Here is a 26,470-nt window from a genome sequence, read left to right as displayed (position 1 = left end):
GTCACTCCCTCGACTTCCACATGTGGATGGTGCCGTTCTCGTCCCGGTAGGAGTGGACCTTGCCCGGCTGGCCGAGGAACGCTACCCACCCGGCGACCACCGCACCCACGATGACAAGCGGAATCCACTTCAGAATGTTGCCGATGAGCTGCCCGACGTTCATCGTCACGCTGAGCCGGAAGTTCACAGTGGCGGTGTTGAGCTGGTCCCAGTACTGCCCGATCCGTGGATCCTGGCCCAGCTCGGCGAAGTCGTCACTGCTGCTGTTGTCCGACACCTTGCCGCTGGCGGAGAAGACGAAGGCGTTGCCGTCGGCGTCCACGAAGGCCGGCGTGGCCACGAACGACCAACTGTGCGAGACCGCGCCGTTCTCGTGCACGTGACCCTCGAACATGTAGTGGCCGTCGCTGAACAACCGCAGCCACGCGCTGCCCTTCACGCTTGAGGGCAACAGGCTGCCGGAGAACCACTCGCTCGACGTCTGGTCCAGTTGCACAAGCAGCCGTCGGCTGGACCCGGTGGGATGGCCGATCTCGCCGCCGACCTCCCGCACCGTCATCGGCGCCTCGAACCGGAGATACTTCCCGGCCGCCTGACGCAGGCTGGTCATGACGTGGTCACCAGGATCGGCACCAGCGCCCGACCGGTCGGCAGCGGACCCAGCGCCTTGCCCAGGATCGCCCCGACCGCCTTGAGCGGGTCGGCCACCCGCATGGCGTGCCCCCGGGTGGGAGAGGTGGTCAGCAGGTCACCGGGGCGCACCGCGCCGTGCGTCGCGTCGACCAGGCAGTAGACCTTGCCGGCCAGGGCCAGCGGCCGACGCGTGTCGCTGTCCGGACGCCGGTCCAGCACCATCGCCGGGGCGAAGCTGCCGGCTCCGGAGACCACGCCTGCCACCGCGCTGTCGTACGGCTTGTCGGCCAGTTCCAACGCGCCGGTCTCGCCGATGACCAGCACCGCGCCCGGGATCGCCGAGTGCAGGTGGCCGGCCGCGACGTCGAACTCCTCGGCCAGGTCGGCGTTGCTGAGCGAGATGTCGCCGTGCACACCGTCGATGACCACCGTGTACGCCCGGGTGTCCGGGTTGGCGAAGGACATCGAGCTCTGGTCGCCGCTGATCCCGACGGTGTAGGTGCGGGTCTTGCTGTGGCAGAACTTGATGTGGTTGTTCGTGCCGTCCAGATCGACCTGGTTCGCCGCGACGATCTTGGAGCTGACCGCGTTCGTCGCGGACATGTTTGTCGCCGTGACGCTTGGGCTGTTCAGGTTGTTGGCCGCCCACAGGTCACCTGTCGTGCCGTTGAGCAGCAGCTTGTACTGCCGCGTGTCGGGGTGGGCGAAGGACATCGAGCTGTGCTCGCCGTCGATGCCGACGGTGTAGGTGCGGGTCTTGCTGTGGCAGAACTTGATGTGGTTGTTCGGGCCGTCCAGGTCGACCTGGTTGGCGCTGAGGCTACGGCTGTTGACGTTGTTGGCCGCCCACAGGTTGCCGTTCTGCCCGTCCAGGATCGTCGTGTACGCGCGCTTGTCGTTCGCCAGGCTGATGGTGCTCGTGCCGCCGTTCATCCCGATCGTGTACGCGCGGGTCGTGAAGTTGGTGAGCACCAGGGCGTTGTCGGCGCCGTCGAGCACGACGGCCCGGGCGGCGACGGTGTCGGCGGTGATTGTCGTCGGCGGCCCAGGCGTCGGTGTGGCAGGTGCCGCCTGGGCGTCACCCTTGGCGACCGGCGCCGCCGTGGCGGGCGGCCCCTCGGCGCGTTGCGCCTGCTCCGCCTGGCGGGCCTGCTCGGGCGCCCGCAGCGGCGGTGGCGCCGGCGCGGCGATGTCCGCCCGGTCCGGCGCGTCGTCGGTCCGCTGCTGCGGCGTGATCGGTGTCGTGGTGGGCCGGGCGATCGCCTCGGCGCTGTCCGGGTTGCTGGCCTTCGCGGCCTCGTTGCTTGTCATGTGTCAATTGCAGCGGCCGGCCGGCCACCGATCGTCCGCAGTCACTACGTAGCTCGGTCCGCCCGACTACGCAGTGGCCCGCGGGCGTACGCTGCCGCGATGACCGCACCGCGTCGCATCCTGATCTACGGGGTGTACGGCGCCGGCAAGTCCACTCTCGCCGCGCGGTTGGCGCAGCGCCTCGGGTTGCCGTGGTATCCGGTGGACGACCTGTTGTGGTTGCCGGGGTGGGTCGAGGTGCCGGTCGCCGAGCAGCGCCGCCGGATCGAGGAGATCTGCCGCCGGGACACCTGGATCATCGACGGCGCGTACCACGGCTGGCGGGACGTGCCGCTTGCGCGCGCCGACCTGGTGGTTGCCCTGGACTACCCGCGGTGGCGCTCGTTCTGGCGGTTGCTCCGCCGTACGCTGCGCCGCCTGGGCACCGGCGAGGTGATCTGCAACGGGAACCGCGAGTCCCTCGGCAGTGTGCTGTCCGGGGACTCGATCCTGCTCTGGCACGTCGGCGCGTTCGGCCGGGCACGGCGGCGGATGCGGGCCTGGCACGCCGATCCGGCCGGGCCACCGGTGCTGCTGTTCGCGAACCCGGCGGCCCTGGACGACTGGCTGGCGGGCCTGCCAACCCGATGACTGGACCCGACCGCCGTCGCCCGGCCGGCCCGTGGCGGCACCCCGACGGCCAGCCGGAGCCGACTCCGCGCCCGCATCCTTGATCGGTGGCAGCTGAGCGACTCGACACGCCGCGCATCGCCCTGCTGAGCTGCCACCGATCGCCGCGCCGGCTCCCGTACGAACCGACATCGATCGGGGCCCGGCCGGCAGGTCACACCGGCCGGGCCCGTCGATCAGGAGGTCCGTGACCGTCGACGTCGGGCGAGGAAGAGCGCGAGCCCGCCCAGGGCGACCAGCACACTTCCCATGCTCGTCATTGCGGGCACCACGCCGCTGCCGGTGACCGGAAGGATGTTCCTGCCCGATCCGCCGGGTGCGCCAGGTGCTCCTGGACTACCGGGGGCGCCAGGTGCCCCAGGGCTGCCGGGTGCGCCGGGTGCTCCTGGGCTGCCGGGTGCCCCTGGGCTGCCGGGTGCGCCGGGCGCTCCGCGCGCGCCAGGGCTGCCGGGTGCGCCAGGCGCTCCGGGACTACCAGGTGCTCCGGGGCTGCCTGGTGCTCCGGGGCTGCCTGGTGCTCCGGGGCTGCCTGGTGCTCCGGGGCTGCCTGGTGCGCCGGGGCTGCCGGGTGCGCCGGGGCTGCCGGGTGCGCCGGGGCTGCCGGGTGCGCCGGGGCTGCCGGGTGCGCCGGGGCTGCCTGGTGCTCCGGGGCTGCCGGGTGCGCCGGGGCTACCAGGTGCTCCGGGGCTGCCTGGTGCGCCGGGACTGCCAGGTGCGCCGGGACTGCCGGGTGCTCCGGGGCTGCCGGGTGCGCCGGGACTGCCAGGTGCTCCGGGGCTGCCGGGTGCTCCGGGGCTGCCGGGGACGCCAGGGCTGCCGGGTGGGCCGGATGGTCCGGCTGGTCCGGTGGGTCCGGCTGGTCCGGTGGGTCCGGGCGGACCGGTCGGTCCGGCGCACACGGGTGCGGAGATGGTGTTGGTGTCGAGGGTGACGGCGGCGGTTCGCGCCAGCGCGCGGCCCTGCAGTGTCGCGCCCGTGGCCATCGTGATCGCGGCCTGGGCCATGATGGTGCCGATGAATGTGGTGCTCGTGCCGATCGTCGCCGAGCTGCCGACCTGCCAGAACACGTTGCAGGCCGACGCTCCGTTGATCAGGACGACGCTGCTGCTCGACGCCGTCGTCAGCGACGAGTCGATCTGGAAGATGAAGACGGCTGCGGGGTTGGCCTGGCCGTTGAGTGTCAGTGCTCCGGTGAGCTGCGCGGCCCCGATCCGGTAGACGCCCGCGTTGAGCGTGTTGCCTCCGAGTTCGGCGGGCAGGTTGGTGAACGGGGTCCGGCCGGCGGCGTCGTTGTAGGCAGTGATCAGATCACTCTGGGCCTGGAGCGCCGCCGCGTCACCGAGGTGGATCTCACCACCGATGGTCGCCGTTCCGAAGCCCGACGCGGCGCTGCCCGGGAACCTGCCGAGGCTCTGGGCGAGGAAGCTGGGGCCGGTGTTTGTCGGTTCGGCTCCGGCCAGGACGGAGAAGTTGCCTGCCGTCCCCAACCCCACCGGGGCGTCGGCCGCGTTGGCGGCGGTCGAGCTGAACAGAAGCAGGCTGGCTGCCACGGCGACGGCCACGGAGGCCCCGAGGGCCGGCAGGACCGCACGCCTGAGACGACGAATGCGTTGTGCTGTCACAAATCAACCTCCGTGCTGAACTCGCAGGAGGCGCGGCGCGTCCTGCTCAGAACGGCCTGGTGACACGGCCGGGTGCGTTGACCACGACATCATGAGATAGCGGCATTTGTTGTCAAAACGGGACAATAATGAGTAAATGTGAGGTAGGACGAGGTTCGCATTCGCGTCATCCACAGAGGCCGGACGCTCAGTGCCGCCGCTGTTCCAAACGGGTCGCCCGGCCCAGCACGCACGGCGAGGAGGGGCTGGAGCTGGTGGCCGGGAACCGGAAGCGACGCAGTTCGTCGATGGCGAACCCGCCCGCCCGGATGGCGGCAGTGGTGTCGCGGCCGGTGTGGCAGCCGGCGAACAGTCTGGGCCACACCGTCGCGTCGGACAGCCGCTGGACCCTGCGTAGGCGGCCGGGCTCCTCGGCGGCGACGTGCTCGAAGAAACGCAGTTGCCCGCCGGGGCGCAGCACGCGGCGGATCTCGGCGAGTGCGGCCGCCTGGTCGGGCACTGTGCACAGCACCAACGCGACCACGGCGGCGTCGAATTCACCCGCCCCGGCGGGCAACGCCTCGGCCAGGCCGTCGACCACAGTGACCGGCACCGGCGCGGCCGGGGCCGCCCGGACGGCGGCGGCACGCAGCCGTCGCTCCGGCTCCACCGCGACGACCTCGGTCACCGTCGGCGGGTAGTGGGCGAACATGCGGCCGTTGCCGGCGCCGACCTCGATGACCCGGCCGGTCAGGCCAGCGGCCAGGTCACGGCGGAACGCGGCGGTGCCGGCGCGGTCCATGGCGACAGAGAGCCGCTCGTAGACCCGGGCGAACACCGGGTGGGACACCGCGGCCACGTCGACCTCCAGAGGTGCGCGGGGCTGCTCCCGACGGCAGGCCGCCCCCGACGAGCACGCTACCCAGGCCGCCGGACGACCACAATCATGAGCGGCGATGGTCGACGCCGCCACGGTACGGCCGGCGCGGTAGCGCATCCTCACGTGGGCGTGGTGCCTGGATCGTGCCGCAGGCGTCGCGCCAGGTCCCGCACCGCGTCGACGAACTGTTCGTCGGACTCACACGGCCAGTGCCCCTGGATGGGCGGTGGAACGCTGTCGCCCGGTGGCGTCACCACGTCACGCGGGTCGCGCTGTCGGCGGTCGACCTCCTCGGCCGGGTCGCCCTCCGACGCCTCGGACCCGTGGCCGGGGAAGATCCGCCCGCCGATCGGGTCGGTGTCGCGCCACAGGTTCACCCACCGCCAGCCGACCTGGCGGCCGATCTCGTGCAGCACCGCGTCGTCGATGTACGCGGGGAACAGCCGCGCGTAGAGCCGGCGCAGGGGTGAGCCGTGCGTGAGCAGCGCGACGCGGCTGCCGATCGACTGTGGAAGCTGGAGCACTGTGGCGGCGAGCAGGACCGAGCCGTGGCTGTGCCCGGAGAGCAGCACCGCATCGCCCCGTTCGACCAGGTAGGTGATGCGCCGGGTCAGCTCCGGCACGGCCCGCTCGGCGTAGCACGGCGGCGCGAACGGGTGGGCGGCCCGGGGCCAGAAGGTCCCGAGGTCCCAGATGACGCCGATGTGCCTGCGGAACGGGACGGTCCGGTAGGCGAAGATCCCGCCCAGGAGCAGGCCGAGGAGCGCCGCCGCCATCGCCCAGCTGGCGAACGCGATGCCGAAGGTGACGGCGTCGGCCGGCACGCGGGCGTAGCGTTCGACGACGTCGCCCGGAAAGACGCCCAGCAGACCGAGGGTGGTGGTGGCGGTGCCGATGCCGGCGAGGCAGCCGAAGACCACTGCCAGCAGCACCAGTCGCTCGGTGAAGCGGGCCCGCGCTATCACCCTGCGGACCTGTCGCAGCCTCGGCCCGGCCTCCGCCGGGGGGTGCGGGTAGTCGCTCGCGACGACCGCCGCCGCCGCTCGCGAGCGCCGCCGACGGGAGACCACGACGACCAGACCGGCGACGACAACGGTGACCACCACGGTGCGGAGGAAACCGAAGAGCGCCCAGGTGTACGCCCGGGGCGGGCCGGTCGCGATGCCCTCCGCGGTCGGCATGTCGCGGTCGAGGTAGTCCGCCACCCGGTAGACCAGCTCGGCCGAGTAGACGACCGCCATGGTGATCGCCGTGCCGGCGATGACGAGCGCGCCCAGCCCGAACAGAGGGCTGCTTCCTCGCCGCCGGTCCCGCCGCCAGAGCAGCACGACCCCGAGCGCGACCAGCAGTGTCGTCTGGAGCGCGAACAGCCAGGTCAGGGTCGCGTCGTAGCCGGGCAGGTCGCGCTCGGAGTGCCACCGCGCGGAGCTGGTCAGCACGTGGGCCACGACCAGCGCGGTCAGCACGATCGCGGTCGTGCGCAGCGTGCTGGTGACCGCGTCGAGCCGCCGGTCGCCGGGAGACCTGTCGATCAGCGGGGGCGTGCAGAGCAGCACCACGCCGGTGGCCAGGACGACGCCTGCGGCGACCGCCAACGCGACAGTGGTGGTCGAGGCGCCGTTCGCGGCCCGGGCGGCGAGCAGGACGAGGCTCAGCGTCCCGAACGCCGCCGCGACGTGCACCGACCGGAGCCGTCCGACCAGCGGCTCGGCGTCCCACTTGCCGATCGTGCCGAGCCGGTTCCCGGAGAGGTTCTCGTCGGGGCCGCGGAACGCCTCGAACGACCTCCCCGGGCGGGTGCTGATCCGCCAGATCAGCGCGATCCCGGCGGCCGGGAACACGGCGAGCACCGCCAGCCGCAGCCCGGCCGGCTGCCCGCTCAGCCAGGACAACCAGCTCCGTCCGGCCAGGCAGCGGGGCGCGGTCAGGCACTGCCAGGCGACCAGGTCGAGGGCGACGCCGACGATGGCGAGCACGTACAGCACGGTAAGTGTCAGCGCCAGCAGCCGGCACAGGGACTTGACGACGGCCTCCGTGCCCGGCTGCGCCGGGCGCATCCAGATCGCCACGTTTACCAGCATGAACGGCAGCAGGAGAACCAACGCCAGGGTCTGGGCCACGCTTCCGGAGGGCAGGTCACCCCAGCGGTACGCCTCAACCGTCACGCCCCGCGCGTCGGCGTCGGGCCCGCCGGGACGGAGCCGGACGAAGCCGCCACTGCGGTCTCCGGCTACCTGCGTCGTCTGTTCCAGGTTGAGTACCTGGTCGACGCTCGCGCCGGAGACGCCGTGCACCCGCAGCTCCACGACGTCGCCGGAGCTGTCGGGCCCGCTCAACGGCGCTGATCCATCGGCAATCCCCCCGAAGGCGTCCCGGCCGTCCGCTGCCGGCTGCCCAGCCGAGGACGGTCCGCCACCGACGTGGCAGACCGGGGTCTACCCGTCCCGGCCGCTCACAATCGCACCGGCACGTCCGGACGCCTGCCCGGCCCGGGTGCTTGCGGCAAGCTGTCCGCGGTAGGCGCGCGGCGAGACACCTGTGACGCGTTTGAAGGCGACGCTGAGCGCGCTCTCCGAGCCGTACCCGACGGCCAGGGCGATTGTCGCGACGGTGTCCGAGCCCCGGCGGATGCGGTCCGCCGCGAGTTCGATCCGCCAACGTGTCAGGTACTCCAGCGGGCCTACGCCGACGACCTGCCGGAAGCGGGCGGCGAGCGTCGACCGGGAGACGGAGGCGGCGCGCGCGATCTCGTCCACCGTCCAGGACTGCGCGGGCCGTCCGTGTATCGCCCGCAGCGCGGGAGCGACCACCGGGTCGGCGAGCCCGGCCAGCCAGCCGGACGTGTGCTGCGGATCGCGGGCCAGGTGCAGCCGCAGGACCTGGATCAGCAGGACGAGCGCCAGGTGTTCGGCGACGAGCCGCGACCCGAGCTGAGGCTCTCGCAGCTCGCTGTCGATCTCGTCGAGCGCCCACCGGACGGTGGCGGCCGCGGGGGTGTCGGCGGGCACGTGGATGATCGGCGGAAGGCTGTCCAGCAGGAGGCTGCGACCCCGGTCCCCCAGGGAGAACGCGCCGCCGATGAGGAACATGTCGTCGCCGTCGCCCGCGTGCGCCACGCCGTCGGCGGCGGCCGCGAAGATCGGGTACGCCGGCTGGACCGGGGCGTCGGGGTCACTGAAGAGCGTGTACGCCACCGGCCGGGTGAGCAGGTAGCAGTCGCCCTCGGCGAGGCCGATCGGCTCGGGCTCGCCGTCGACACGCAGGAAGCAGCGGCCGCGCCGGATGGCGTTGAACTTGGCGCCCGCCGGTGGGTCGAACCGGACCGCCCAGCGCCCACCGGCGACGAGGCCGGCGGAGACGTGACTCGTCGCGCCGAGCAACGCCAGGACGTCCTCAAGGGGATCCATGCCCGCCTCCTGGACGCTCGCGAAAGTATTGCGGACTCCAGACTATAGGCAGTCCAGAGCCGGGTTCATAGCCTGGCTGACATGACAGCGAACCCACGCCTCACCACGTCGTACACCTCCCGCACCACGGCCGCCGAGATCCTCGAGAGCGTGGACCTCGGCGGGCGACGGATGATCGTCACCGGCGGGGCCTCCGGCCTCGGTGTCGAGACGGTTCGCGCCCTGGCCGGCGCCGGCGCCGAGGTCACCGTCGCGGTCCGTGACCCGCAGCGGGCCGCCGGGCTCGTCGAGGAGTTCGCCACCGATGCCACCCGGGGCGTCGTTCGGTCGGCCGCGCTCGATCTGGCCGATCTCGCCTCGGTCGACGCCTTCGTCGCGGCCTGGCGGGGCCCGCTCGACGCGCTGGTCGCCAACGCCGGCGTCATGGCGCTCCCCACCCGGCAGCTCTCCGTGCAGGGCTGGGAACTCCAGCTCGCGACCAACTACCTTGGTCACTTCGCGCTCGCCGTCGGTCTGCACGACAACCTGCGCGCCGCCGGGGCGGCCCGGGTCGTGGTGGTCAGCTCCGGGGCGCACCTGGGCGCTCCGTTCGACGTCGGGGACCCCCAGTTCGAGCGGCGCCCGTACGACCCGTGGGCGGCGTACGGGCAGTCGAAGACCGCTGACGTCCTGCTCGCGGTCGGCATCACCAGGCGGTGGGCGAAGGACGGGATCACCGCAAACGCCCTCAACCCCGGGTACATCCACACCAGCCTGCAGCGCCACCTCGACGACGACATGATGCGCGCGGTCGGCGCGATGGACGAGGCGGGCAACCTCGTCGTGCCGGACTACTACAAGACGCCGGCCCAGGGGGCGGCGACCACAGTCCTGCTCGCCGCGTCGCCCCTCCTCGACGGCGTCGGCGGCCGGTACTTCGTCGACAACCAGGAGGCGGAGGTGGTGCCCGGCGGCCCGGACGCCACCGGCGGGGTGGCGGCACACGCGGTCGATCCGGTCGCCGCGGACCGGCTCTGGGCGTACGCCGAGAAGATGCTCTCCGCGCGCTGAGCGCGACGACCGTCGGACGCCGGGCGCGGCGCGCTCCCGCGGGGCCGCGCCCGGCGGCCAGGATTGATCGGGGTACGGCGGGGTAGCCGCCGCCATGGTCGCTGCCGGTCGGCCCGGTACGGACGGGGGTGCTCCGGCGCGTCCCGGCGCCGGGGCGCACGCCACTTCGGCGACTACAGTCGCCCGGCTCCGCGCCCGCCTGTCGGGCGGGTTGCGGGACCGGGCACGGAGGGTACGGGGCATCGGCGGCCTGGCTCTGCAGGCCGGTCTGGCCGCGGCGCTGTCCTGGTTCGTGGTGCGCCAGGTGCTGCACGTCTCGCAGCCGGTGTTCGCGCCGATCTCGGCGGTCTCGACCCTCGCCGCGTCGGTCGGCCAACGGTTGCGCCGCACCGTCGAGCTGATCCTCGGCGTCACCGTAGGGGTGCTGGTCGGCGACCTGCTGCTCACGGTGACCGGCACCGGGTGGTGGCAACTCGCCCTGATCGTCGTGCTGGCGATCCTCGTCGCGCTGTTCCTCGCCGGCAGCGCGGCGGTGGTGATCCAGGCCGGGGCGACTGCGGTGCTCATCGCCACGTTGAGTCCGTCCGTGCGGGACCTGGAGATCCCCCGCTTCGTGGACGCTCTCGTCGGGGGAGCGGTGGCGCTGGTGGTCACCGCCGTCCTCCTGCCGTTGAGCCCGCTGCGGGTGCTCAACCGGGCCGCGCGGCCGGTGTTGGACCTGCTCAGCACCCAGCTCGACGCCACCGCTGGCGCGTTGGCCGACGGCGACATCGACCGTGCGCTGACCGCCCGCACGAAGCTGCGGGAGAACAAGGACGAGCTGCGGGCCCTCATCGAGGCGACCCAGGGCGCCCGGGAGGCCAGCACGCTCTCGCCTGTGCACTGGCACGAGCGGCACGGGCCGGTGGGCCGGTACGCGCAGACGGCGGAGCCGATCGACCGGGCGATGCGCAACGCCGGAACGCTGATCCGCCGCGCGGTGACCGTGATCGAGGACGGTGAGCCGGTCCCGAAGGCCCTGCCGGGGGCGGTCGCCGACCTCGCCGAGGCCGTACGCGTGCTCAAGCGGCAGTTCGCCGCCGGTCACGAACCCACCGAGGCGCGGGCGCGGGCCCTGCGGGCGGTCTGCGCCGCCGGTGACGCCTACCGGGAGGGGGTCGGTTTCTCCGGTGCCGTCGTGGTGGCGCAGGTTCGCACGACGGTAAGCGATCTGCTGGTGGCCACCGGGCTGACGCAGGAGGTGGCGAACCGGCTGGTCCGCCGCGCGTTCGACGCTCCGGAGCGCTTCGCAGGCGATCGACGATGACTGCCGTGGCAGCACTCTGAGCCATTGGCTGTTGCATATTGAGCCAAAGTGGTGCCATGATGGTGCCATGGACTTGAGGCCGTACGTCGAGAACCTGCGCAACGAGTTCGCCGTAGCCGCCGAGGGTGTCGACCCGGAGGGCCGGTTGCTGGCCGAGCGACTCTTCACCCAGTTGGAAGCGGCGACCCACCTCACGCTGCTCGAGGCGCTGTCCGACGCGGCCGACGAGATCACGCGCGATCTCGCCCCCGGGTCGGTGCACGTCCGGCTGCGCGGGCGCGAGCCCAATTTCGTGGTGACGCCCGCGAACACGCCGACGGACAGCACGGGTGCGGTGAGCGAGCCGCCTCCGGCGCCCGTGCCGCTGCTGCCGCCCGATGGCGACGAGGGCGGCACGTCCCGGATCAACCTCCGCCTCCCCGACCATCTCAAGGCAAGCGTCGACGGGGCCGCCAGCCGGGCCGGGCTGTCCGTCAACGCCTGGCTGGTGCGGGCCGTCGCCGCCGCCGTCGCCGCCGGCGGCACGGAACGCCAGCCACCGCGCCGGCCCGAGCCGCCGCGGTCCGGCCAGCACGTCACCGGCTGGGCGCGCTGACCGCCGCGCCCTTCCCCACCCCGTTCGCCTTCGCCACGCACCTTCCGGGAGACCACCATGCCTGTTTTCGAGACACCAGAACCGATTTCCGTCCAGGTCGAGCTGCCCGTCGGGGACGCCTGGATCGCCGCGACCGAGCGCACCGACACGGTCGTGCAGGTGCGGCCCCGCGACCCGTCGAGCAAGGCCGACGTGAGCGCCGCGGAGCAGACCACAGTCGAGTACGCCGCCGGGCTCCTGCGGATCAGGGTGCCGAAGAGCTGGCGCCGGTACGGCTTCGGCTCGGGGCCGTCGGTCGACGTCCTCATCGAGGTGCCGAGCGGAACGCGGCTGCATGCGGAGGCGGCGTGGGCGGCGTTCCGCGGCGAGGGGCGGCTCGGTGAGTGCCGCATCAAGACCGGCAGCGGGATCCGGCTCGAGGAGACCGGGCCGCTGGAGATCGACAGCAGCCACGGCGAGGTCGCGGTGGAGCGTGTCACCGGATCGGCCCGGGTGAAGGCGTCCTCCGGAAAGGTGCGCCTCGGCGCGGTAGACGGCACCGCGGAGATCAAGAACTCCTCCGGCGACTGCTGGATCGGCCGCAGCGGCGGCGACGTCCGGATCAACACCGCCTACGGCGACATCACCGTCGACGCGCCGATGGCCTCGGTGGCGGCACGCACCGCGTACGGCAACGTCCGGCTGGGCGAGGTCGTGCGCGGGTCGGTCGAGTCGCACACCTCGTACGGCGCGATCGAGGTCGGGGTCCGACGGGGCACCGCCGCCTGGCTCGACGTCAGCTCCCGGCACGGGCGCGTGCACAACGCGCTCGAGTCGGCCGACAGCCCGGCCGAGACCGACGAGACGGTCGAGATCCGCGCGAACACCTCCTTCGGCGACATCACGATCCGCCGTGCCTGATCGGCCACGACCCCCCACCACGAATGAGGAGACCATGACCAGCAGCAGGAAACCCGCGATCGTGACCACGGACCTGCGGAAGTCCTATGGTGCCAAGGTCGTGCTCGACGGCATCGACCTGATGATCACCGAGGGAACGATCTTCGCGCTGCTCGGCCCCAACGGCGCGGGCAAGACCACCACCGTGCAGATCCTCTCCACCCTGCTCCGCGCCGACGGCGGCCACGCCCGCGTCCTCGGCCACGACGTGACCCGCGAGCCCGACGCCGTACGGGAGCTGATCGGCGTCACCGGCCAGTTCTCCGCCGTGGACAACCTGCTGACCGGTCGGGAGAACCTGAACCTGATGGCCGACCTGTGGCACCTGGACAGGGCGACTGGCCGACGACGGATCGCCGACCTGATCGAGCAGTTCGACCTCTCCGAGGCGGCGGACAAGCCGGCCGCGACGTACTCCGGCGGCATGCGTCGCCGGCTCGACCTCGCGATGACCCTGGTCGGCGACCCCCGCGTCATTTTCCTCGACGAGCCGACGACAGGCCTCGACCCGCGCAGTCGCCGCGCCATGTGGCACATCATCCGGGCTCTCGCCGCCGAGGGCGTCACCATCCTGCTGACGACGCAGTACCTGGAGGAGGCCGACCAGCTCGCCGACCGCGTCGCGTTCCTCGACCACGGCCGGCTGATCGCCGAGGGCACCCCGCACGAGCTCAAGCGGCTCATCCCGGGCGGCCACGTGGTGTTGCGGTTCGCCGACCAGGAGGGGCTCGACTCGGCGGCCCGTACGTTCGCGGCGGCCACCCGGGACGACACCGCGCTCACCCTTCAGGTGCCCAGCGACGGCGGGGTCGGTTCGCTGCGATCCGTCCTCGACCACCTCGACCGCGATGCGATCACCGTGGCCGGCCTCGCCGTGCACACCCCCGACCTCGACGACGTCTTCCTCGCCCTCACCGGCCAACCCGACGGTCGAGTCGACCAACCAGACACCCGGGCCGGTCGGTCCGGTCAGGAAAGGGCTTCCGCGCGATGAGCACCCTCACCTTCGCCCTGCGCGACTCGAACACCATGCTGCGGCGCAACCTTCTGCACATGCGGCGCTATCCGTCGCTGACCCTCATGCTCATCGGCATACCTGTCATCCTGCTGCTGCTCTTCGTCTACGTCTTCGGCGGCACGCTCGGCGCCGGCCTCGGACCCTCCGGCGACCGTGCCGACTACGCCAACTACGTCACCCCCGGCATCCTGCTCATCACGGTGGCCAGCGCGGCGCAGGGCACCGCGATCTCGGTCGCCATGGACATGGCCGAGGGCATCATCGCCCGTTTCCGTACGATGGCGATCTTCCGGCCGTCGGTTCTCACCGGCCATGTCGTGGGCAGCGTGCTCCAGTCGATGCTCAGCCTCGCGGCCGTCACCGGTGTGGCGCTCCTCGTCGGGTTCCGTCCGACCGCCAGTGCCGTCGAGTGGCTCGCCGCGACAGGCGTCCTCACCATGATCACCTTCGCGGTCACCTGGCTGTCGGTCGCCCTCGGCCTGGTCTCGAAGAGCGTCGAGACGGCAAGCAACCTGCCGATGCCGCTGGTGCTCCTGCCGTTTCTCGGCAGCGGGTTCGTCCCCACCGACTCCATGCCGACGCCGGTGCGCCTGTTCGCCGACTACCAACCCTTCACGCCGGTCATGGAGACCCTCCGGGGCCTGCTGTTCGGCACCGGGATCGGCGTCAACGGGCTCCTCGCGGTCGGCTGGTGCGCCGTCATCACGGTGACCTGCTTCCTCTGGGCCAAGGCGCTCTACAACCGCGGCCGCACCGCCTGACCCGACCGGCCCCCGGCCCGGCCCGCGGGGGGCCGGGCCGGGGGCGTGATCGACTCGATGTCGCTGACGTGGCGGTGTCCCGACGACGGGACACCGCCACATCGCCGACCCGGGGTCGATCACGCTGGACCACCGTGGGCGAGACCGACCCCGGCTGTCGTCGCTTCTCCGCGAGCGGCGACCGCGATTGATCGACATCGAGCGATGCGGGCCCGGTCGGATCGGTGCCTCCGGGATCCCCGGAAACGTCGAATGTTATCGATAACACGCCGCGCGGATCGGGCGCGTGAGGGGTCTGTCGGCGGCCGGAGTACGCGCTCATGGGCTCGGCGGCGGCCGTGGCGTACGGCATAGATCTGATCATGGGCGGGCGGCGGTCGCGGCGATGTTATCGCTGACATCGCCACCGATGGGTCGACAGTCGCGTTCGGACCGGCGCCGCAGAGGGCGGGCACGGTACTGCCGTCACCCGGACAGTCGAGCGGTGCGGGACCGACCGCCGGCCGGGAGGCGCCGGGCGTCAGTCGGTGCGATGTCAGCCCTCCGGCGCGCCGCCAGCAAAGGGGCGAGTCGGAATCGCGGACTTTGCGCCAGTGCGATAGGGAAGCGCCCGACTCGACCCGCCCGAGCCGGCGCGCCCCCCGCGTTCCGTTACGGAGCTGTTGCAGCTAGATGTCTTGACGGCGCTGGATGTGAGCGTTAACACTATCCCCGTTAACGGTGGAGGTGAACATGGAGCGTGTGGACGGAGCTGCCGAAAGCTACGTCGTGGGTGTCGATTTCGGCACTCTCTCCGGGCGGGCCCTCGTGGTCCGGGTGTCCGACGGTGCCGAGCTGGGGACCGCGGTGCACGAGTACGGCGACGGGGTCATCAGCGAGACGCTGCCGGGAGGTCGATCGCTGCCCCCGGACTGGGCTCTGCAGAACCCGGACGACTACCGCGACGTGCTGCGCCACGCCGTTCCGGCGGCGGTGTCCGCCGCCGGGGTGGACCCCGCAGCGGTGGTGGGCATCGGCATCGACTTCACCGCCTGCACCGTGTTGCCGACCGACGCCCACGGCACCCCGCTCTGCGAGGATCCCGAGCTGCGCGACAGGCCGCACTCCTGGGTCAAGCTGTGGAAGCACCACGCCGCCCAGCCGCACGCCGACCGGATCAACGCGCTCGCCCACGAGCGGGCGGAGCCGTGGATCGGCCGGTACGGCGGCAAGATCTCCGCCGAGTGGCAGTACGCCAAGGGTCTGCAGATCCTCGAGGAGGACCCGGAGATCTACCACCGGGCCGAGCGGTTCATCGAGGCCGCCGACTGGATCGTCTGGCAGCTCAGCGGCACCGAGACCCGTAACGTCTGCACCGCCGGCTACAAGGGCATCCTGCAGGACGGGCAGTACCCGTCCGAGAGCTTCCTGACCGCGCTCAACCCCGACTTCGGCGACTTCGTGGCCAAGCTCGACGGGCCGCTGCTGCCCCTCGGCGCCCGCGCCGGCACGCTCACCGCAGACGCCTCGGCCTGGACCGGCCTGCCGGCGGGGATCGCGGTGGCCGTCGGCAACGTCGACGCGCACGTCACCGCGGCGTCCGCGCAGGCGGTGGAGCCCGGTCGGCTGGTCGCCATCATGGGCACCTCGACCTGCCACGTCGTCAACGGCGCGGAGGTCGCCGAGGTGGCCGGCATGTGCGGTGTCGTGGACGGCGGCATCAGCCCCGGCGCCTGGGGCTACGAGGCCGGGCAGAGCGGCGTCGGCGACATCTTCGGCTGGTTCGTCGAGCACGGCGTCCCCGCCGGGCTCGACTCGCACGAACGCCTCACCGAACTGGCCGCCGGCCAGCCGGTCGGCGCGCACGGCCTGATCGCCCTGGACTGGTGGAACGGCAACCGCTCGCTGCTTGTCAACCACGACCTCAGCGGGATGATCGTCGGGATGACCCTGGCCACCCGGCCGCAGGACATCTACCGTGCGCTGCTGGAGTCCACGGCGTACGGCACCAGGATGATCATCGACGCGTTCGTCGAGGCGGGTGTGCCGGTGAACGACCTGGTGATCGCCGGCGGTCTCACCAACAACAAGCTGCTGATGCAGATCTACGCCGATGTGACCAGGCGACCGCTGAACATCATCGCGTCCGCGCAGGGGCCGGCGCTCGGATCGGCGATCCACGCCGCCGTCGCGGCCGGGGCGTACCCGTCGATCCACGAGGCGTCGCAGGCGATGGGGCGTGTGCACGAGGCCGTCTACACGCCGGATCCCGACCGGGCGCGCGCCTACGACGCCCTGTACGCCGAGTACCGGGCCCTGCACGACCACTTCGGTCGGGGCGGCAACGACGTCATGCTCCGCCTGCGGGCGATCCGCAACGCGGCGGTCGAGGCCGCCGCTGCCACGTACGAGGCCCCGCTGGAGGTCGTCGCATGAACGCGGAGACACGTCGACAGATCGGCGAGCTGCGCGAGACCGTCGCCCGGCTGCACACCGAGCTGACCCGCTACAACCTGGTCGCCTGGACGTCCGGCAACGTCTCCGCGCGGGTTCCCGGCCAGGACCTCATGGTGATCAAGCCGAGCGGTGTGGGCTACGACGACCTCACGGCCGACACCATGGTGGTCTGCGACCTCGACGGTGTCCTCGTCGAGGGCGACCTCGCCCCGTCCAGCGACACGGCCGCCCACGCCTACGTCTACCGGGCCATGCCCGAGGTCGGTGGGGTCGTGCACACGCACAGCTCGTACGCCAGCGCCTGGGCCGCCTGCGGAGAGGCGATCCCCTGCCACCTCACGGCGCAGGCCGACGAGTTCGGTGGGGAGATCCCGCTGGGCCCGTTCGCACTGATCGGCGGCGACGACATCGGCAAGGGGATCGTCGCCACGCTCGCCGGGCACCGCTCACCCGCGGTGCTGATGCGCAACCACGGCGTCTTCACCATCGGCCGGGACGCCCGGGCGGCGGTCAAGGCCGCGGTCATGTGTGAGGACGTGGCCCGCACCTCGTACCTGGCGCGGACCCTCGGGCAGCCGGTGCCGATCGCGCCTGCCGACATCGACGCCCTCTACCACCGATACCAGAACGTCTACGGCCAACAAACAGTCGCACCGGCAGGTCCCTGACCGTCTCCATCGGCCATCCGGGCCCGCCGGTCTGCTCCACCGACGCACCAGCACGCACCACCCGCGTACGCCACCCTTCGCACGTCGGCGGCTCGCGCGGTCCCACCACACCCAGCCAAGGAGAACTGATGGGAAAGATGCGAACGCAGTCCGCTCCGTGGCGCGCTGTCGCGGTCCTCGCCAGCGTGCTGCTCGTCGGCGGCGTGGCGGCCTGCGGCAACAGCGACACCGGCGGCGGCGGGTCCAAGGACGACGGCAAGATCACGATGGGCTTCTCCCAGGTCGGTGCGGAGAGCGGGTGGCGTACCGCGAACACCACCTCGATCAAGGAGTCCGCCGCCGCGGCAGGCATCGAGCTGAAGTTCGACGACGCGCAGCAGAAGCAGGAAAACCAGATCAAGGCGATCCGCAACTACATCCAGCAGAAGGTCGACGTCATCGCCTTCTCGCCGGTGGTGGAGTCCGGGTGGGACACCGTGCTCAAGGAGGCCAAGGACGCCGGCATTCCGGTCATCCTGACCGACCGTTCGGTCGACTCGGCCGACAAGAGCCTGTACAAGACGTTCCTCGGCTCGGACTTCGTCAAGGAGGGCCGGCTCGCCGGTGAGTGGCTGGTCGAGCAGAAGAAGGGCGCGACCGGCCCGGTGAACATCGTCGAGCTGCAGGGCAACACGGGCGCCGCTCCGGCCAACGACCGCAAGAAGGGCTTCGGCGAGGCGATCGCCGCCAACCCGAACCTGAAGATCATCGCTTCCCAGCCGGGTGACTTCACCCGGGCGGGCGGCAAGCAGGTCATGGAGCAGTTCCTCAAGGCCAACCCGAAGATCGACGTGCTCTTCGCGCACAACGACGACATGGGTCTGGGCGCGCTCGAGGCCATCACCGCGGCCGGCAAGGTGCCCGGCAAGGACATCACCATCATCACCGTCGACGCGGTCAAGGACGGCATGCAGGCCCTCGCCGACGGGAAGTTCAACTTCATCGCGGAGTGCAGCCCGCTGCTCGGCCCGCAGCTGATGGACCTGGCCAAGAAGGTCAAGGCGGGCGAGACGGTGCCGCCTCGGATCGAGACCCAGGAGACCACCTTCACGACCGAGCAGGCCAAGGAGGCTCTGCCCACCCGCAAGTACTGATCGACGCAGGGGGGTCGCCGCGCTCGCGTGGCGGCCCCGCCGCGTCGCCCCATAAACCCGAACGGACCGGGCACGACCCGCGACGACCCGCGCCACGCCCGCCCGAGCCTCCCCCCGGGGCGGCCGGGCGGGCGCGGTGGGAGCGCAGCGGCCCTTCCGCGTCGACAACCCCCAGAAGAGGTCTGATGGGATGACGGATAGCCGTCCGGTCCTGACGATGACCGGGATCAGCAAGTCCTTTCCCGGGGTGCGTGCACTCCACAACGTCAACTTCCGGCTCTTCCCCGGCGAGGTGCACGCCCTGATGGGCGAGAACGGCGCCGGCAAGTCGACCCTGATCAAGGTGCTGACAGGCGTCTACGACACCGACGAGGGCACGATCACCCTCGACGGTGAGCCGGTGTCCTTCAGCGGGCCGATGCAGGCGACGGCCGCCGGGGTGAGCACCGTCTACCAGGAGGTCAATCTCTGCACCAACCTCTCGGTGGCGGAGAACATCTTCATCGGACGCGAGCCGCGGCTCCTCGGCGCCGTCCGCTGGGGTGAGGTCCGCCGACGCGCCCGCGCGCTCCTGACCCGCCTCGACCTCGACCTCGACGTCAGCGCGCCGCTGGGCTCGTACTCCCTCGCGATCCAGCAGATGGTCGCGATCGCCCGTGCGATCGACATCCAGGCCCGGGTGCTGATCCTGGACGAGCCGACTTCCAGCCTCGACGCGGGAGAGGTAGCGCAACTGTTCCGCATCATGCGGCAACTGCGCGACGAGGGCATCGCGATCCTGTTCGTGACCCACTTCCTCGACCAGGTCTACGAGATCGCCAACCGCATCACGGTGCTGCGTAACGGCGGGCTCGTCGGTGAGTACATGACCGCCGAGCTGCCCCAGCTCGGCCTCGTCGAGAAGATGATCGGCAAGGAACTCGACGTCCTCGAGGGAATCGAGGAGCACTCCCGGCGGGACCTGGGCGAGCTGGAGGAGGGCACCCCCCTGGTGGCGGTGTCGAACCTCGGGCGGGCGGGCGCGGTCGCGCCGTTCAGCCTCACCATCCACGCCGGCGAGGTGGTCGGCCTGGCCGGTCTGCTGGGCTCCGGGCGTACCGAGGTGGCGCGGCTGTTCTTCGGCGCCGACCGGGCCGACGGCGGGCAGGTCGCCATCGACGGCACGTCGAGCAGTCTGCGTACCCCCGCGCAGGCCATCGACCAGGGCGTCGGCTTCTGCTCGGAGAACCGCCGCGCCGAGGGCATCGTTCCCGAACTGTCGGTCCGCGAGAACATCATCCTCGCCATGCAGGCCGCCCGCGGCTGGCTGCGGCCCATCCCGCGCCGCCGGCAGGACGAGCTGGTCGACAAGTACGTCAAGGCCCTCAACATCCGTCCGGCGGACCCGGAGGTGCCGGTCCGCAACCTCTCCGGCGGCAACCAGCAGAAGGTGCTCCTGGCCCGGTGGCTGATCACCGAGCCGCGGCTGCTGATCCTGGACGAGCCGACCCGGGGCATCGACATCGGCGCGAAGACCGAGATCCAGCGGCTCGTGACGCAGTTGTCCGACGGCGGGATGGCGGTGCTGTTCATCTCCGCCGAGCTGGAGGAGGTGCTGCGCCTCAGCCACAAGGTGGCGGTGATGCGCGACCGGCAGATGGTCGCGCAGCTCGCCAACGACGAGAGCCTCGACGCCGAGCGCATCATGCAGACGATCGCGAGTGGATCTCACCGGGAGGAGGTGGACCGATGAACGACACGAAGGGCCGCTATCGGACGATGATCGGTCACCGGCTGTTCTGGCCCGTCGCCGTGCTTGTCGTCATGCTCGCCGCGAACACCATCTACCGGCCCGGGTTCCTGTCCATCGAGCTCAAGGACGGGCACCTGTACGGCTCGCCCATCGACATCCTGCGGTTGAGCGCGCCGTTGATCCTCGTCGCGCTGGGCATGACCCTGGTCATCTCGACCGGTGGCATCGACCTGTCGGTCGGCTCGGTCTGCGCGATCAGCGGCGCGATGGCCTGCATGTACATCAGCAAGCAGCCCGACCAGAACAGCCTCACAGTGGTGCTGACCGCCCTCGCGATGGCGTTGGGGGTCGCGCTCGTGCTGGGCGTCTGGAACGGGGTGCTGGTGGCCGTCATCGGGATCCAACCGATCATCGCCACCCTGATCCTGATGGTGGCCGGCCGCGGTCTCGCCCAGCTCATCACCCAGGGTCAGATCATCACCATCAACTCCGGGCCGTTCCGGTCGATCGGGTTGGGTCACCTGTTGACCCTGCCGCTGGCGATCTTCATCGCCCTCGCCGCGGCACTGCTCGTCGCCGCGTTCACCCGCCGCACCGCGCTCGGCATGATCATCGAGTCGGTGGGCGGCAACGCCGAGGCGAGCCGACTCGCCGGCATCCGCTCCGGTCGGGTCATCTTCCTCGCGTACGTCGTCAGCGCCGTCTGCGCGGCGGTCGCCGGCTTCATGATGACGGCGAACGTCTCCAGCGCCGACGGCAACGCCGTCGGCCTCTGGGTCGAATTGGACGCGATCCTCGCGGTCGTCATCGGCGGCACGTCCCTCGCCGGCGGCCGGTTCTTCCTGAGCGGCACCATCCTCGGCGCGCTGATCATCCAGACCCTGACCACCACGGTGTACGCCATGAACATCTCGCCGCAGACCTCGCTGCTGTTCAAGGCGGTAGTCGTCATCGCCGTCTGCCTCATCCAGGCGCCGGCCTTCCGCGCCAAGTTCAGCCGGCGCAGGAGAAGCGCCCCGCCACCGCGCCCCGTCGCCGACAAGCCGAAGGAGCAGGTGCCGGCATGACCACCGGATCGCTCACCGCCCCCCGCCGCACCCGGATCCGGCTGCCCCGGCGGCAGGTGCCGGTGCTTGCCACGCTCGCCCTGCTCCTGGTGATGTACGGCATCGGCGTGTCCCAGTACACGGCGTTCTCGAACGTGCAGGTCATCTTCAACGTCTTCATCGACAACGGCTTCCTGCTCGTCGTCGCGGTGGGGATGACCTTCGTGATCCTCACCGGTGGCATCGACCTGTCGGTGGGGTCCGTGGTCGCCATGACGGCGATGGTGTCGGCGGACCTGTTGCAGAAGGGCCTGCCCGCGGCGCTCGTGCTCGTCATCGCCCTGCTCATCGGCCCGACGCTCGGCCTGTTGATGGGGTGCGCCATCCACTTCTTCGACATCCAGCCGTTCATCGTCACGCTCGCCGGGATGTTCTTCGCCCGCGGGATGTGCACGTTCATCTCCGGCTCGTCCATCCCGATCACCGACGGGTTCTGGACCAGGATGTCGCAGGAGCGGATCGGGGATCCCCAGGGCAACTTCGTCTCGATCAGCGTGTTGATCGCCTTCGCGGTGGTGCTCGTCGCGGCGTACGTGCTGGCGTACACCCGGTTGGGCCGCAACGTGCACGCAGTCGGCGGCAACCCGCAGTCGGCGCTGCTGATGGGCCTGCCGTTGGGGCGGACCCGGATCGCCGTCTACACGATCAGCGGCCTGTGCTCCGCGATCGGTGGCATCCTGCTGTCCTTCTATACCCTCTCGGGCGCGCCGCTGATCGCCGTGGGTATGGAGTTGGACGTCATCGCCGCGGTCGTGATCGGAGGCACCGTGCTCACCGGTGGCTCGGGTTACGTCTTCGGCACGGTGCTGGGCGTGCTGGTGCTGGGTGTGATCCAGACCCTCATCACCTTCGACGGGAGCCTCAACTCCTGGTGGACCAAGATCGTGATCGGCGGTCTGCTCTTCGCGTTCATCCTCCTGCAGCGCCTCATCGGAATCCGTTACAAGTGACAGTTCCTCTCGCGGAAGGCAACCCCATGGCACCACAAACCCAACCCGAGATCTGGTTCCTCACCGGCAGCCAAGGCATGTACGGCGAGGAGACGCTCCGGCAGGTCGCCGAGCAGTCCCGCCAGATCGCGGCCGCGCTCGACGACTCGCCGCAGATTCCCGCCCGGGTGGTCTGGAAGCCCGTCCTGACCAACAGCGGTGAGATCCTGCAGGTCTGCCGGGACGCCGCCGCCCAGGGTGCCGTCGGGGTCATCGCCTGGATGCACACGTTCTCGCCGGCGAAGATGTGGATCTCCGGTCTGGACGCGTTGCAGACGCCGCTGCTGCACCTGCACACCCAGGCGAACGTCCTGCTGCCGTGGAACGACATCGACATGGACTTCATGAACCTGAACCAGGCCGCCCACGGCGACCGTGAGTTCGGGTACATCCAGACCCGCCTCGGGGTGGCCCGCAAGACGGTCGCCGGGCACGTCAGTGACCCGCGGGTGACCACTCGGATCGGCGCGTGGGCCCGCGCCGCGCTGGGCTGGTCGGCGATGCGGTCGCTGCGGCTGGCCCGCTTCGGTGACAACATGCGCGACGTCGCGGTGACCGAGGGCGACAAGGTCGAGGCGGAGCTGCGCTTCGGGGTGTCGGTGAACACCTACGGCGTCAACGACCTGGTCCAGGTGGTCGGCGAGGTCGCCGACGCCGACGTGGACGAGCTGGTCAAGGAGTACGGCGACACCTACCGCGTCGGCGACGAGCTGCTTCCCGGGGGCGAGCGGCACGACTCGCTGCGCTACGCGGCCCGCCTGGAGCTGGGCATGCGTTCGTTCCTGGACACCGGCGGGTTCCGGGCGTTCACGACGAACTTCGAGGACCTCGGTGGCCTGCGTCAGCTGCCCGGCATCGCCGTGCAGCGGCTGATGGCCGACGGCTACGGCTTCGGTGGCGAGGGCGACTGGAAGACGTCCGTGCTGGTCCACACCCTCAAGGCGATGTCGGTGGGGGTCGAGGGCGGCACGTCGTTCATGGAGGACTACACCTACGACCTCACCCCGGGTCAGGAGCTGGTGCTGGGGGCCCACATGCTTGAGGTCTGCCCGACCATCGCCTCCGACGTGCCCAACGTGGAGATCCACCCCTTGAGTATCGGTGGCCGGGAGGACCCGGTCCGGCTGGTGTTCGACGCCGCGCCCGGTCCGGCCGTGGTGCTGGGGTTGGCGGACATGGGGGAGCGCTTCCGGCTGGTGGCCAACGAGATCGACGTGGTGGCTCCGCCGCAGCCGCTGCGCCGGTTGCCTGTCGCCCGTGCCGTCTGGCGGCCGCGACCGGACCTGCCGGTCTCGGCCGAGGCGTGGATCACCGCCGGCGCCCCGCACCACACCGTGCTGTCGCAGGCGGTGGGCACCGAGGAGCTGCACGACCTGGCCGAGATGAGCCGGACCGAACTCGTCGTCATCGACGCCGACACCGAGCCGCGTCGCTTCGCCGACGAGATCCGCTGGAACCAGGCCTACTACCGGCTGGCCCGCGGTTTCTGACCCGCGCGGTCGGATCGTACGGGAAACGGGTGGTCCATCCCTGCCTGCGGGCGGGGTGGGCCACCCGTTCGCGTGTGCGCCAGCAGGACCACGAGGCGATCGTGTTACGCCTTGACTAACAGCATGTTATCGCTCACAGTCTATAGCCAAGATGGTCGATGTCGTTGGCTGGTCCGGCCGCGCGCGCGTCCTACCCCGCGGTTTCGGCACCTCGTCACCGCGACGGTCGGGCGATCGGTGTTAGCGATCACATGGCCGGGCGTGGTCAGCTCGGTGCCCCGCCCGGTGCCGCGGACGCCGACCCAGACCGCACGGTTCGCGTCAGCAGAGGAGGATCATGCTTTCCATCGGTCGGGTTCCCCGGGGTGCGCCAGGACGGCGCGGGTGGCTGTCGAGGCTCGCCGTCGCCGCGATGGTGCTTGTGGTCGGTGGCGCGGCGGCGGCCGTCGCCTCGTCGCCCGCGTCAGCGGCCACGGTCGACACGAGTGCCTGGTACGTGTTGGTGAACCGCAACAGTGGCAAGGCCGTGGACGTGTACAACCTGGCCACGAACGACGGTGCGCGGATCACGCAGTGGACGCGTAACAACGGTAACCAGCAGCAGTGGCAGTTCGTGGACTCCGGGAGTGGTTACTACCGGATCAAGTCGAGGTTGTCGGGCAAGGTGCTGGATGTGTCCGGCCGTTCGACGGCCAACGGCGGGGCGATCGTGCAGTGGTCGGACAACAACGGGACCAACCAGCAGTTCCGGTTGACCGACTCGGACAGCGGGTACGTGCGGTTGATCAACCGCAACAGCAACAAGGCGATGGAGGTGCAGGGCGCCTCGACCGCCGATGGTGGCAACATCGTGCAGTACGACGACTGGAACGGCACCAACCAGCAGTGGCAACTCGTCCGCGTCGACGGCGGGACCGACCCGACGACGCCACCGCCCACCACGCCGCCGCCCACCACGCCGCCCCCGTCGAACGGCACGTACTCGAACCCGGTGGTCTGGCAGGACTTCGCCGACGTCGACATCATCCGGGTGGACAACGTCTACTACATGTCGGCGTCCACCATGCACTACTCGCCGGGCGCGCCCGTGCTGCGCTCGTACGACCTGGTGAACTGGGAGTACGCCGGGCACTCCGTACCCCGGTTGGACTTCGGGTCGAAGTACGACATGAGCGGCGGTAACGCGTACGTCGACGGGATCTGGGCCTCGACCCTGAACTACCGGCCGAGCAACAAGACGTACTACTGGGCCGGGTGCATCGACTTCGCGCAGACCCACATCTACACCGCGTCGGCAGTCGACAGCACGTGGAGCAAGCTCACCACCATCCCCAACTGCTACTACGACGCCGGCATGCTCATCGACGACAACGACACGATGTACGTCGCGTACGGCAACAGCAACATCAGCGTCGCGCAGCTCTCGGCCGACGGGAAGACCCAGGTCCGCAACCAGCAGGTCTACTCGACCCCGTCGAGCATCGGGACGCTTGAGGGCTCGCGCTTCTACAAGCGCAACGGCGCCTACTACATCTGGCTCACCCGGCCGGCCAACGGCCAGTACGTGCTGAAGTCGACGAACGGCCCGTTCGGCCCGTACGAGCAGCGTCAGGTGCTGCTCAACCTGCCCGGCCCGATCTCCGGTGGCGGCGTGCCGCACCAGGGCGGACTGGTGCAGACCCAGAACGGCGAGTGGTACTACATGTCCTTCGTCGACGCGTACCCCGGTGGTCGGATGCCCGCCATGGCCCCGATCACCTGGACCAGCGACGGCTGGCCCGTGCTGCAGACGGTGAACGGCACGTGGGGCACCACGTACCCGAAGCCGAACCTGCCCACGCCGCCGCGGGCGGTCAAGCCGCTCACCGGCACCGACACGTTCGCCGGCACCACCCTCGGCCCGCAGTGGGAGTGGAACCACAACCCCGACAACAGCAAGTGGTCGGTCAACAACGGGCTGAACCTGCAGACCGCGACGGTCACCAGCGACCTGTACAAGGCGCGCAACACGCTCACCCACCGGATCCAGGGCCCCACCTCGACCGCCACCATCGAGTTGGACTACTCCACGATGCGCGACGGTGATCGCACCGGCCTGGCGGTGTTGCGCAACTCGTCCGCCTGGATCGGTGTCCGGCGGGACAACGGATCCACCCGTCTGGTCATGCAGAACGGGCTCACGATGGACGGCAGCTGGAACACCACAAGCACCGGCAGCGAGGTGGCGAGCACCGCCGTCTCCGGTGGCCGGATCTGGTTGCGGGCCAACGCCGACATCAGACCCGGGTCCGGTCGGCAGGCCCGCTTCTCGTACAGCACCGACGGGGTCAACTTCACCTCGTTCGGCAACGCCCTGACCCTGGCGAACAACTGGCAGTTCTTCATGGGCTACCGGTTCGCCATCTTCAACCACGCCACGCAGGCCCTCGGTGGCGCGGTCACCGTGCGCCAATTCGACCTGACGACACCGTGACCCCGGTCACACGACAGTAATCTGCCGGTGACGCGAACGGGCCATCCCTCCTGCCACGGAAGGTGTCCGCGTCGTCACCTCCGGCCCGCCGCCGCCCTGTTCCACGCTCTGTCCAGGAGCGCGGAGCGGGGCGGCGGTCCGCTGTGGCGGCTCGGGTCGAGGGCGGGCGGTACGCGTGGCACGGGGTGCCTGCCGTCCGACCTGGCACACGCCGTGTCGTTCACGCTCAGCCGTGCCGTATTCGAGGCGGTGCCTGGCGTAGACTGTCGGCGA

21 protein-coding genes and 1 pseudogene are annotated in these 26,470 nt (G+C 70.8%); 16 read left to right on the top strand and 6 right to left on the bottom strand.

Features of this window, described 5'->3' with window-relative positions:
* Position 1 precedes the first annotated feature (1 nt).
* Both OOJ91_RS30625 and OOJ91_RS30620 read right to left on the bottom strand, forming a co-directional pair.
* Positions 2-610: a hypothetical protein gene (locus tag OOJ91_RS30625; protein WP_266250450.1), complete on the bottom strand. Its 609-nt coding sequence runs from the start codon at positions 608-610 to the stop codon at positions 2-4.
* Complete coding sequence (locus OOJ91_RS30620; RefSeq protein ID WP_266250448.1) at positions 607-1,944, bottom strand: hypothetical protein; 1,338 nt, start codon at positions 1,942-1,944, stop codon at positions 607-609. The genes OOJ91_RS30625 and OOJ91_RS30620 overlap by 4 nt, the downstream gene beginning before the upstream one ends.
* Positions 1,945-2,043: 99 nt before the next feature.
* Here OOJ91_RS30620 and OOJ91_RS30615 point away from each other — a divergent pair, with 99 nt between their 5' ends.
* Both OOJ91_RS30615 and OOJ91_RS30610 read left to right on the top strand, forming a co-directional pair.
* On the top strand, positions 2,044-2,574 hold the full coding sequence (locus OOJ91_RS30615; RefSeq protein ID WP_266250446.1) for an adenylate kinase: 531 nt from the start codon (positions 2,044-2,046) through the stop codon (positions 2,572-2,574).
* 355 nt (positions 2,575-2,929) lie between these two features.
* Positions 2,930-3,544: a hypothetical protein gene (locus tag OOJ91_RS30610; RefSeq protein WP_266251565.1), complete on the top strand. Its 615-nt coding sequence runs from the start codon at positions 2,930-2,932 to the stop codon at positions 3,542-3,544.
* Between the two features lie 37 nt (positions 3,545-3,581).
* Here OOJ91_RS30610 and OOJ91_RS30605 read toward each other — a convergent pair.
* The 4 genes and pseudogenes from OOJ91_RS30605 to OOJ91_RS30590 form a co-directional block, all read right to left on the bottom strand.
* Positions 3,582-4,106 (bottom strand): annotated as a pseudogene (locus OOJ91_RS30605) (ice-binding family protein); the annotation flags it as partial.
* A gap of 316 nt (positions 4,107-4,422) precedes the next feature.
* Complete coding sequence (locus OOJ91_RS30600; protein ID WP_266250444.1) at positions 4,423-5,073, bottom strand: class I SAM-dependent methyltransferase; 651 nt, start codon at positions 5,071-5,073, stop codon at positions 4,423-4,425.
* Between the two features lie 140 nt (positions 5,074-5,213).
* Positions 5,214-7,430: a hypothetical protein gene (locus OOJ91_RS30595; protein ID WP_266250442.1), complete on the bottom strand. Its 2,217-nt coding sequence runs from the start codon at positions 7,428-7,430 to the stop codon at positions 5,214-5,216.
* Positions 7,431-7,529: 99 nt separating this feature from the next.
* Positions 7,530-8,501: an AraC family transcriptional regulator gene (locus tag OOJ91_RS30590; RefSeq protein ID WP_266250440.1), complete on the bottom strand. Its 972-nt coding sequence runs from the start codon at positions 8,499-8,501 to the stop codon at positions 7,530-7,532.
* A gap of 81 nt (positions 8,502-8,582) precedes the next feature.
* Here OOJ91_RS30590 and OOJ91_RS30585 point away from each other — a divergent pair, with 81 nt between their 5' ends.
* The 14 genes from OOJ91_RS30585 (at position 8,583) to OOJ91_RS30520 (ending at position 26,197) form a co-directional block, all read left to right on the top strand.
* Positions 8,583-9,551 carry an SDR family NAD(P)-dependent oxidoreductase gene (locus tag OOJ91_RS30585; protein ID WP_266250438.1) on the top strand — a complete coding sequence of 323 codons (969 nt, stop codon included), beginning with the start codon at positions 8,583-8,585 and terminating at the stop codon, positions 9,549-9,551.
* 94 nt (positions 9,552-9,645) lie between these two features.
* Positions 9,646-10,857, top strand: a complete 1,212-nt coding sequence (locus OOJ91_RS30580; protein WP_266250436.1) for an FUSC family protein — start codon at positions 9,646-9,648, stop codon at positions 10,855-10,857.
* A gap of 67 nt (positions 10,858-10,924) precedes the next feature.
* On the top strand, positions 10,925-11,452 hold the full coding sequence (locus OOJ91_RS30575; protein WP_266250434.1) for a hypothetical protein: 528 nt from the start codon (positions 10,925-10,927) through the stop codon (positions 11,450-11,452).
* Positions 11,453-11,509: 57 nt separating this feature from the next.
* Positions 11,510-12,352: a DUF4097 family beta strand repeat-containing protein gene (locus OOJ91_RS30570; RefSeq protein WP_266250432.1), complete on the top strand. Its 843-nt coding sequence runs from the start codon at positions 11,510-11,512 to the stop codon at positions 12,350-12,352.
* A gap of 34 nt (positions 12,353-12,386) precedes the next feature.
* Positions 12,387-13,385, top strand: coding sequence for an ATP-binding cassette domain-containing protein (locus OOJ91_RS30565; RefSeq protein WP_266250430.1), 999 nt, complete (start codon positions 12,387-12,389; stop codon positions 13,383-13,385).
* Positions 13,382-14,170: an ABC transporter permease gene (locus OOJ91_RS30560; RefSeq protein WP_266250428.1), complete on the top strand. Its 789-nt coding sequence runs from the start codon at positions 13,382-13,384 to the stop codon at positions 14,168-14,170. Before OOJ91_RS30565 ends, OOJ91_RS30560 begins: the two co-directional genes overlap by 4 nt.
* A gap of 732 nt (positions 14,171-14,902) precedes the next feature.
* Positions 14,903-16,585, top strand: coding sequence for a ribulokinase (gene araB / locus OOJ91_RS30555; RefSeq protein WP_266250426.1), 1,683 nt, complete (start codon positions 14,903-14,905; stop codon positions 16,583-16,585).
* Positions 16,582-17,274, top strand: coding sequence for an L-ribulose-5-phosphate 4-epimerase (locus tag OOJ91_RS30550; RefSeq protein WP_266250424.1), 693 nt, complete (start codon positions 16,582-16,584; stop codon positions 17,272-17,274). The genes araB and OOJ91_RS30550 overlap by 4 nt, the downstream gene beginning before the upstream one ends.
* 128 nt (positions 17,275-17,402) lie before the next feature.
* On the top strand, positions 17,403-18,407 hold the full coding sequence (locus OOJ91_RS30545; protein WP_439117143.1) for an ABC transporter substrate-binding protein: 1,005 nt from the start codon (positions 17,403-17,405) through the stop codon (positions 18,405-18,407).
* Between the two features lie 190 nt (positions 18,408-18,597).
* Complete coding sequence (locus tag OOJ91_RS30540) at positions 18,598-20,139, top strand: sugar ABC transporter ATP-binding protein (protein WP_266250422.1); 1,542 nt, start codon at positions 18,598-18,600, stop codon at positions 20,137-20,139.
* Positions 20,136-21,206 carry an ABC transporter permease gene (locus OOJ91_RS30535; protein ID WP_266250420.1) on the top strand — a complete coding sequence of 357 codons (1,071 nt, stop codon included), beginning with the start codon at positions 20,136-20,138 and terminating at the stop codon, positions 21,204-21,206. The genes OOJ91_RS30540 and OOJ91_RS30535 overlap by 4 nt, the downstream gene beginning before the upstream one ends.
* Positions 21,203-22,195 (top strand): galactofuranose ABC transporter, permease protein YjfF, encoded by a 993-nt coding sequence (gene yjfF, locus OOJ91_RS30530; protein WP_266250418.1) that lies wholly within the window; start codon positions 21,203-21,205, stop codon positions 22,193-22,195. The genes OOJ91_RS30535 and yjfF overlap by 4 nt, the downstream gene beginning before the upstream one ends.
* A 26-nt stretch (positions 22,196-22,221) precedes the next feature.
* Entirely contained in the window at positions 22,222-23,724 is a 1,503-nt protein-coding gene (araA, locus tag OOJ91_RS30525) for an L-arabinose isomerase (RefSeq protein ID WP_266250416.1), read from the top strand.
* Positions 23,725-24,061: 337 nt separating this feature from the next.
* Positions 24,062-26,197, top strand: coding sequence for a family 43 glycosylhydrolase (locus OOJ91_RS30520; RefSeq protein ID WP_266250414.1), 2,136 nt, complete (start codon positions 24,062-24,064; stop codon positions 26,195-26,197).
* The last annotated feature ends 273 nt before the right edge of the window (positions 26,198-26,470 follow it).

The sequence above is a fragment of the Micromonospora lupini genome (assembly GCF_026342015.1).
Taxonomy (GTDB): Bacteria; Actinomycetota; Actinomycetes; order Mycobacteriales; family Micromonosporaceae; genus Micromonospora; species Micromonospora lupini_B.
The sequence above is the reverse complement of the archived record's forward strand: the minus strand, read 5'-3'. Positions and strand labels throughout refer to the sequence as shown.

Excerpts from the sequence above, each read along its gene's own strand:
- OOJ91_RS30625 (WP_266250450.1), bottom strand. The coding sequence starts at position 610 with ATGACCAGCCTGCGTCAGGCGGCCGGGAAGTATCTCCGGTTCGAGGCG.
- OOJ91_RS30620 (WP_266250448.1), bottom strand. The coding sequence starts at position 1,944 with ATGACAAGCAACGAGGCCGCGAAGGCCAGCAACCCGGACAGCGCCGAG.
- OOJ91_RS30615 (WP_266250446.1), top strand. The coding sequence starts at position 2,044 with ATGACCGCACCGCGTCGCATCCTGATCTACGGGGTGTACGGCGCCGGC.
- OOJ91_RS30590 (WP_266250440.1), bottom strand. The coding sequence starts at position 8,501 with ATGGATCCCCTTGAGGACGTCCTGGCGTTGCTCGGCGCGACGAGTCAC.
- OOJ91_RS30585 (WP_266250438.1), top strand. The coding sequence starts at position 8,583 with ATGACAGCGAACCCACGCCTCACCACGTCGTACACCTCCCGCACCACG.
- OOJ91_RS30580 (WP_266250436.1), top strand. The coding sequence starts at position 9,646 with ATGGTCGCTGCCGGTCGGCCCGGTACGGACGGGGGTGCTCCGGCGCGT.
- OOJ91_RS30575 (WP_266250434.1), top strand. The coding sequence starts at position 10,925 with ATGGACTTGAGGCCGTACGTCGAGAACCTGCGCAACGAGTTCGCCGTA.
- OOJ91_RS30570 (WP_266250432.1), top strand. The coding sequence starts at position 11,510 with ATGCCTGTTTTCGAGACACCAGAACCGATTTCCGTCCAGGTCGAGCTG.
- OOJ91_RS30565 (WP_266250430.1), top strand. The coding sequence starts at position 12,387 with ATGACCAGCAGCAGGAAACCCGCGATCGTGACCACGGACCTGCGGAAG.
- OOJ91_RS30560 (WP_266250428.1), top strand. The coding sequence starts at position 13,382 with ATGAGCACCCTCACCTTCGCCCTGCGCGACTCGAACACCATGCTGCGG.
- araB (WP_266250426.1), top strand. The coding sequence starts at position 14,903 with ATGGAGCGTGTGGACGGAGCTGCCGAAAGCTACGTCGTGGGTGTCGAT.
- OOJ91_RS30550 (WP_266250424.1), top strand. The coding sequence starts at position 16,582 with ATGAACGCGGAGACACGTCGACAGATCGGCGAGCTGCGCGAGACCGTC.
- OOJ91_RS30545 (WP_439117143.1), top strand. The coding sequence starts at position 17,403 with ATGGGAAAGATGCGAACGCAGTCCGCTCCGTGGCGCGCTGTCGCGGTC.
- OOJ91_RS30540 (WP_266250422.1), top strand. The coding sequence starts at position 18,598 with ATGACGGATAGCCGTCCGGTCCTGACGATGACCGGGATCAGCAAGTCC.
- OOJ91_RS30535 (WP_266250420.1), top strand. The coding sequence starts at position 20,136 with ATGAACGACACGAAGGGCCGCTATCGGACGATGATCGGTCACCGGCTG.
- yjfF (WP_266250418.1), top strand. The coding sequence starts at position 21,203 with ATGACCACCGGATCGCTCACCGCCCCCCGCCGCACCCGGATCCGGCTG.
- araA (WP_266250416.1), top strand. The coding sequence starts at position 22,222 with ATGGCACCACAAACCCAACCCGAGATCTGGTTCCTCACCGGCAGCCAA.
- OOJ91_RS30520 (WP_266250414.1), top strand. The coding sequence starts at position 24,062 with ATGCTTTCCATCGGTCGGGTTCCCCGGGGTGCGCCAGGACGGCGCGGG.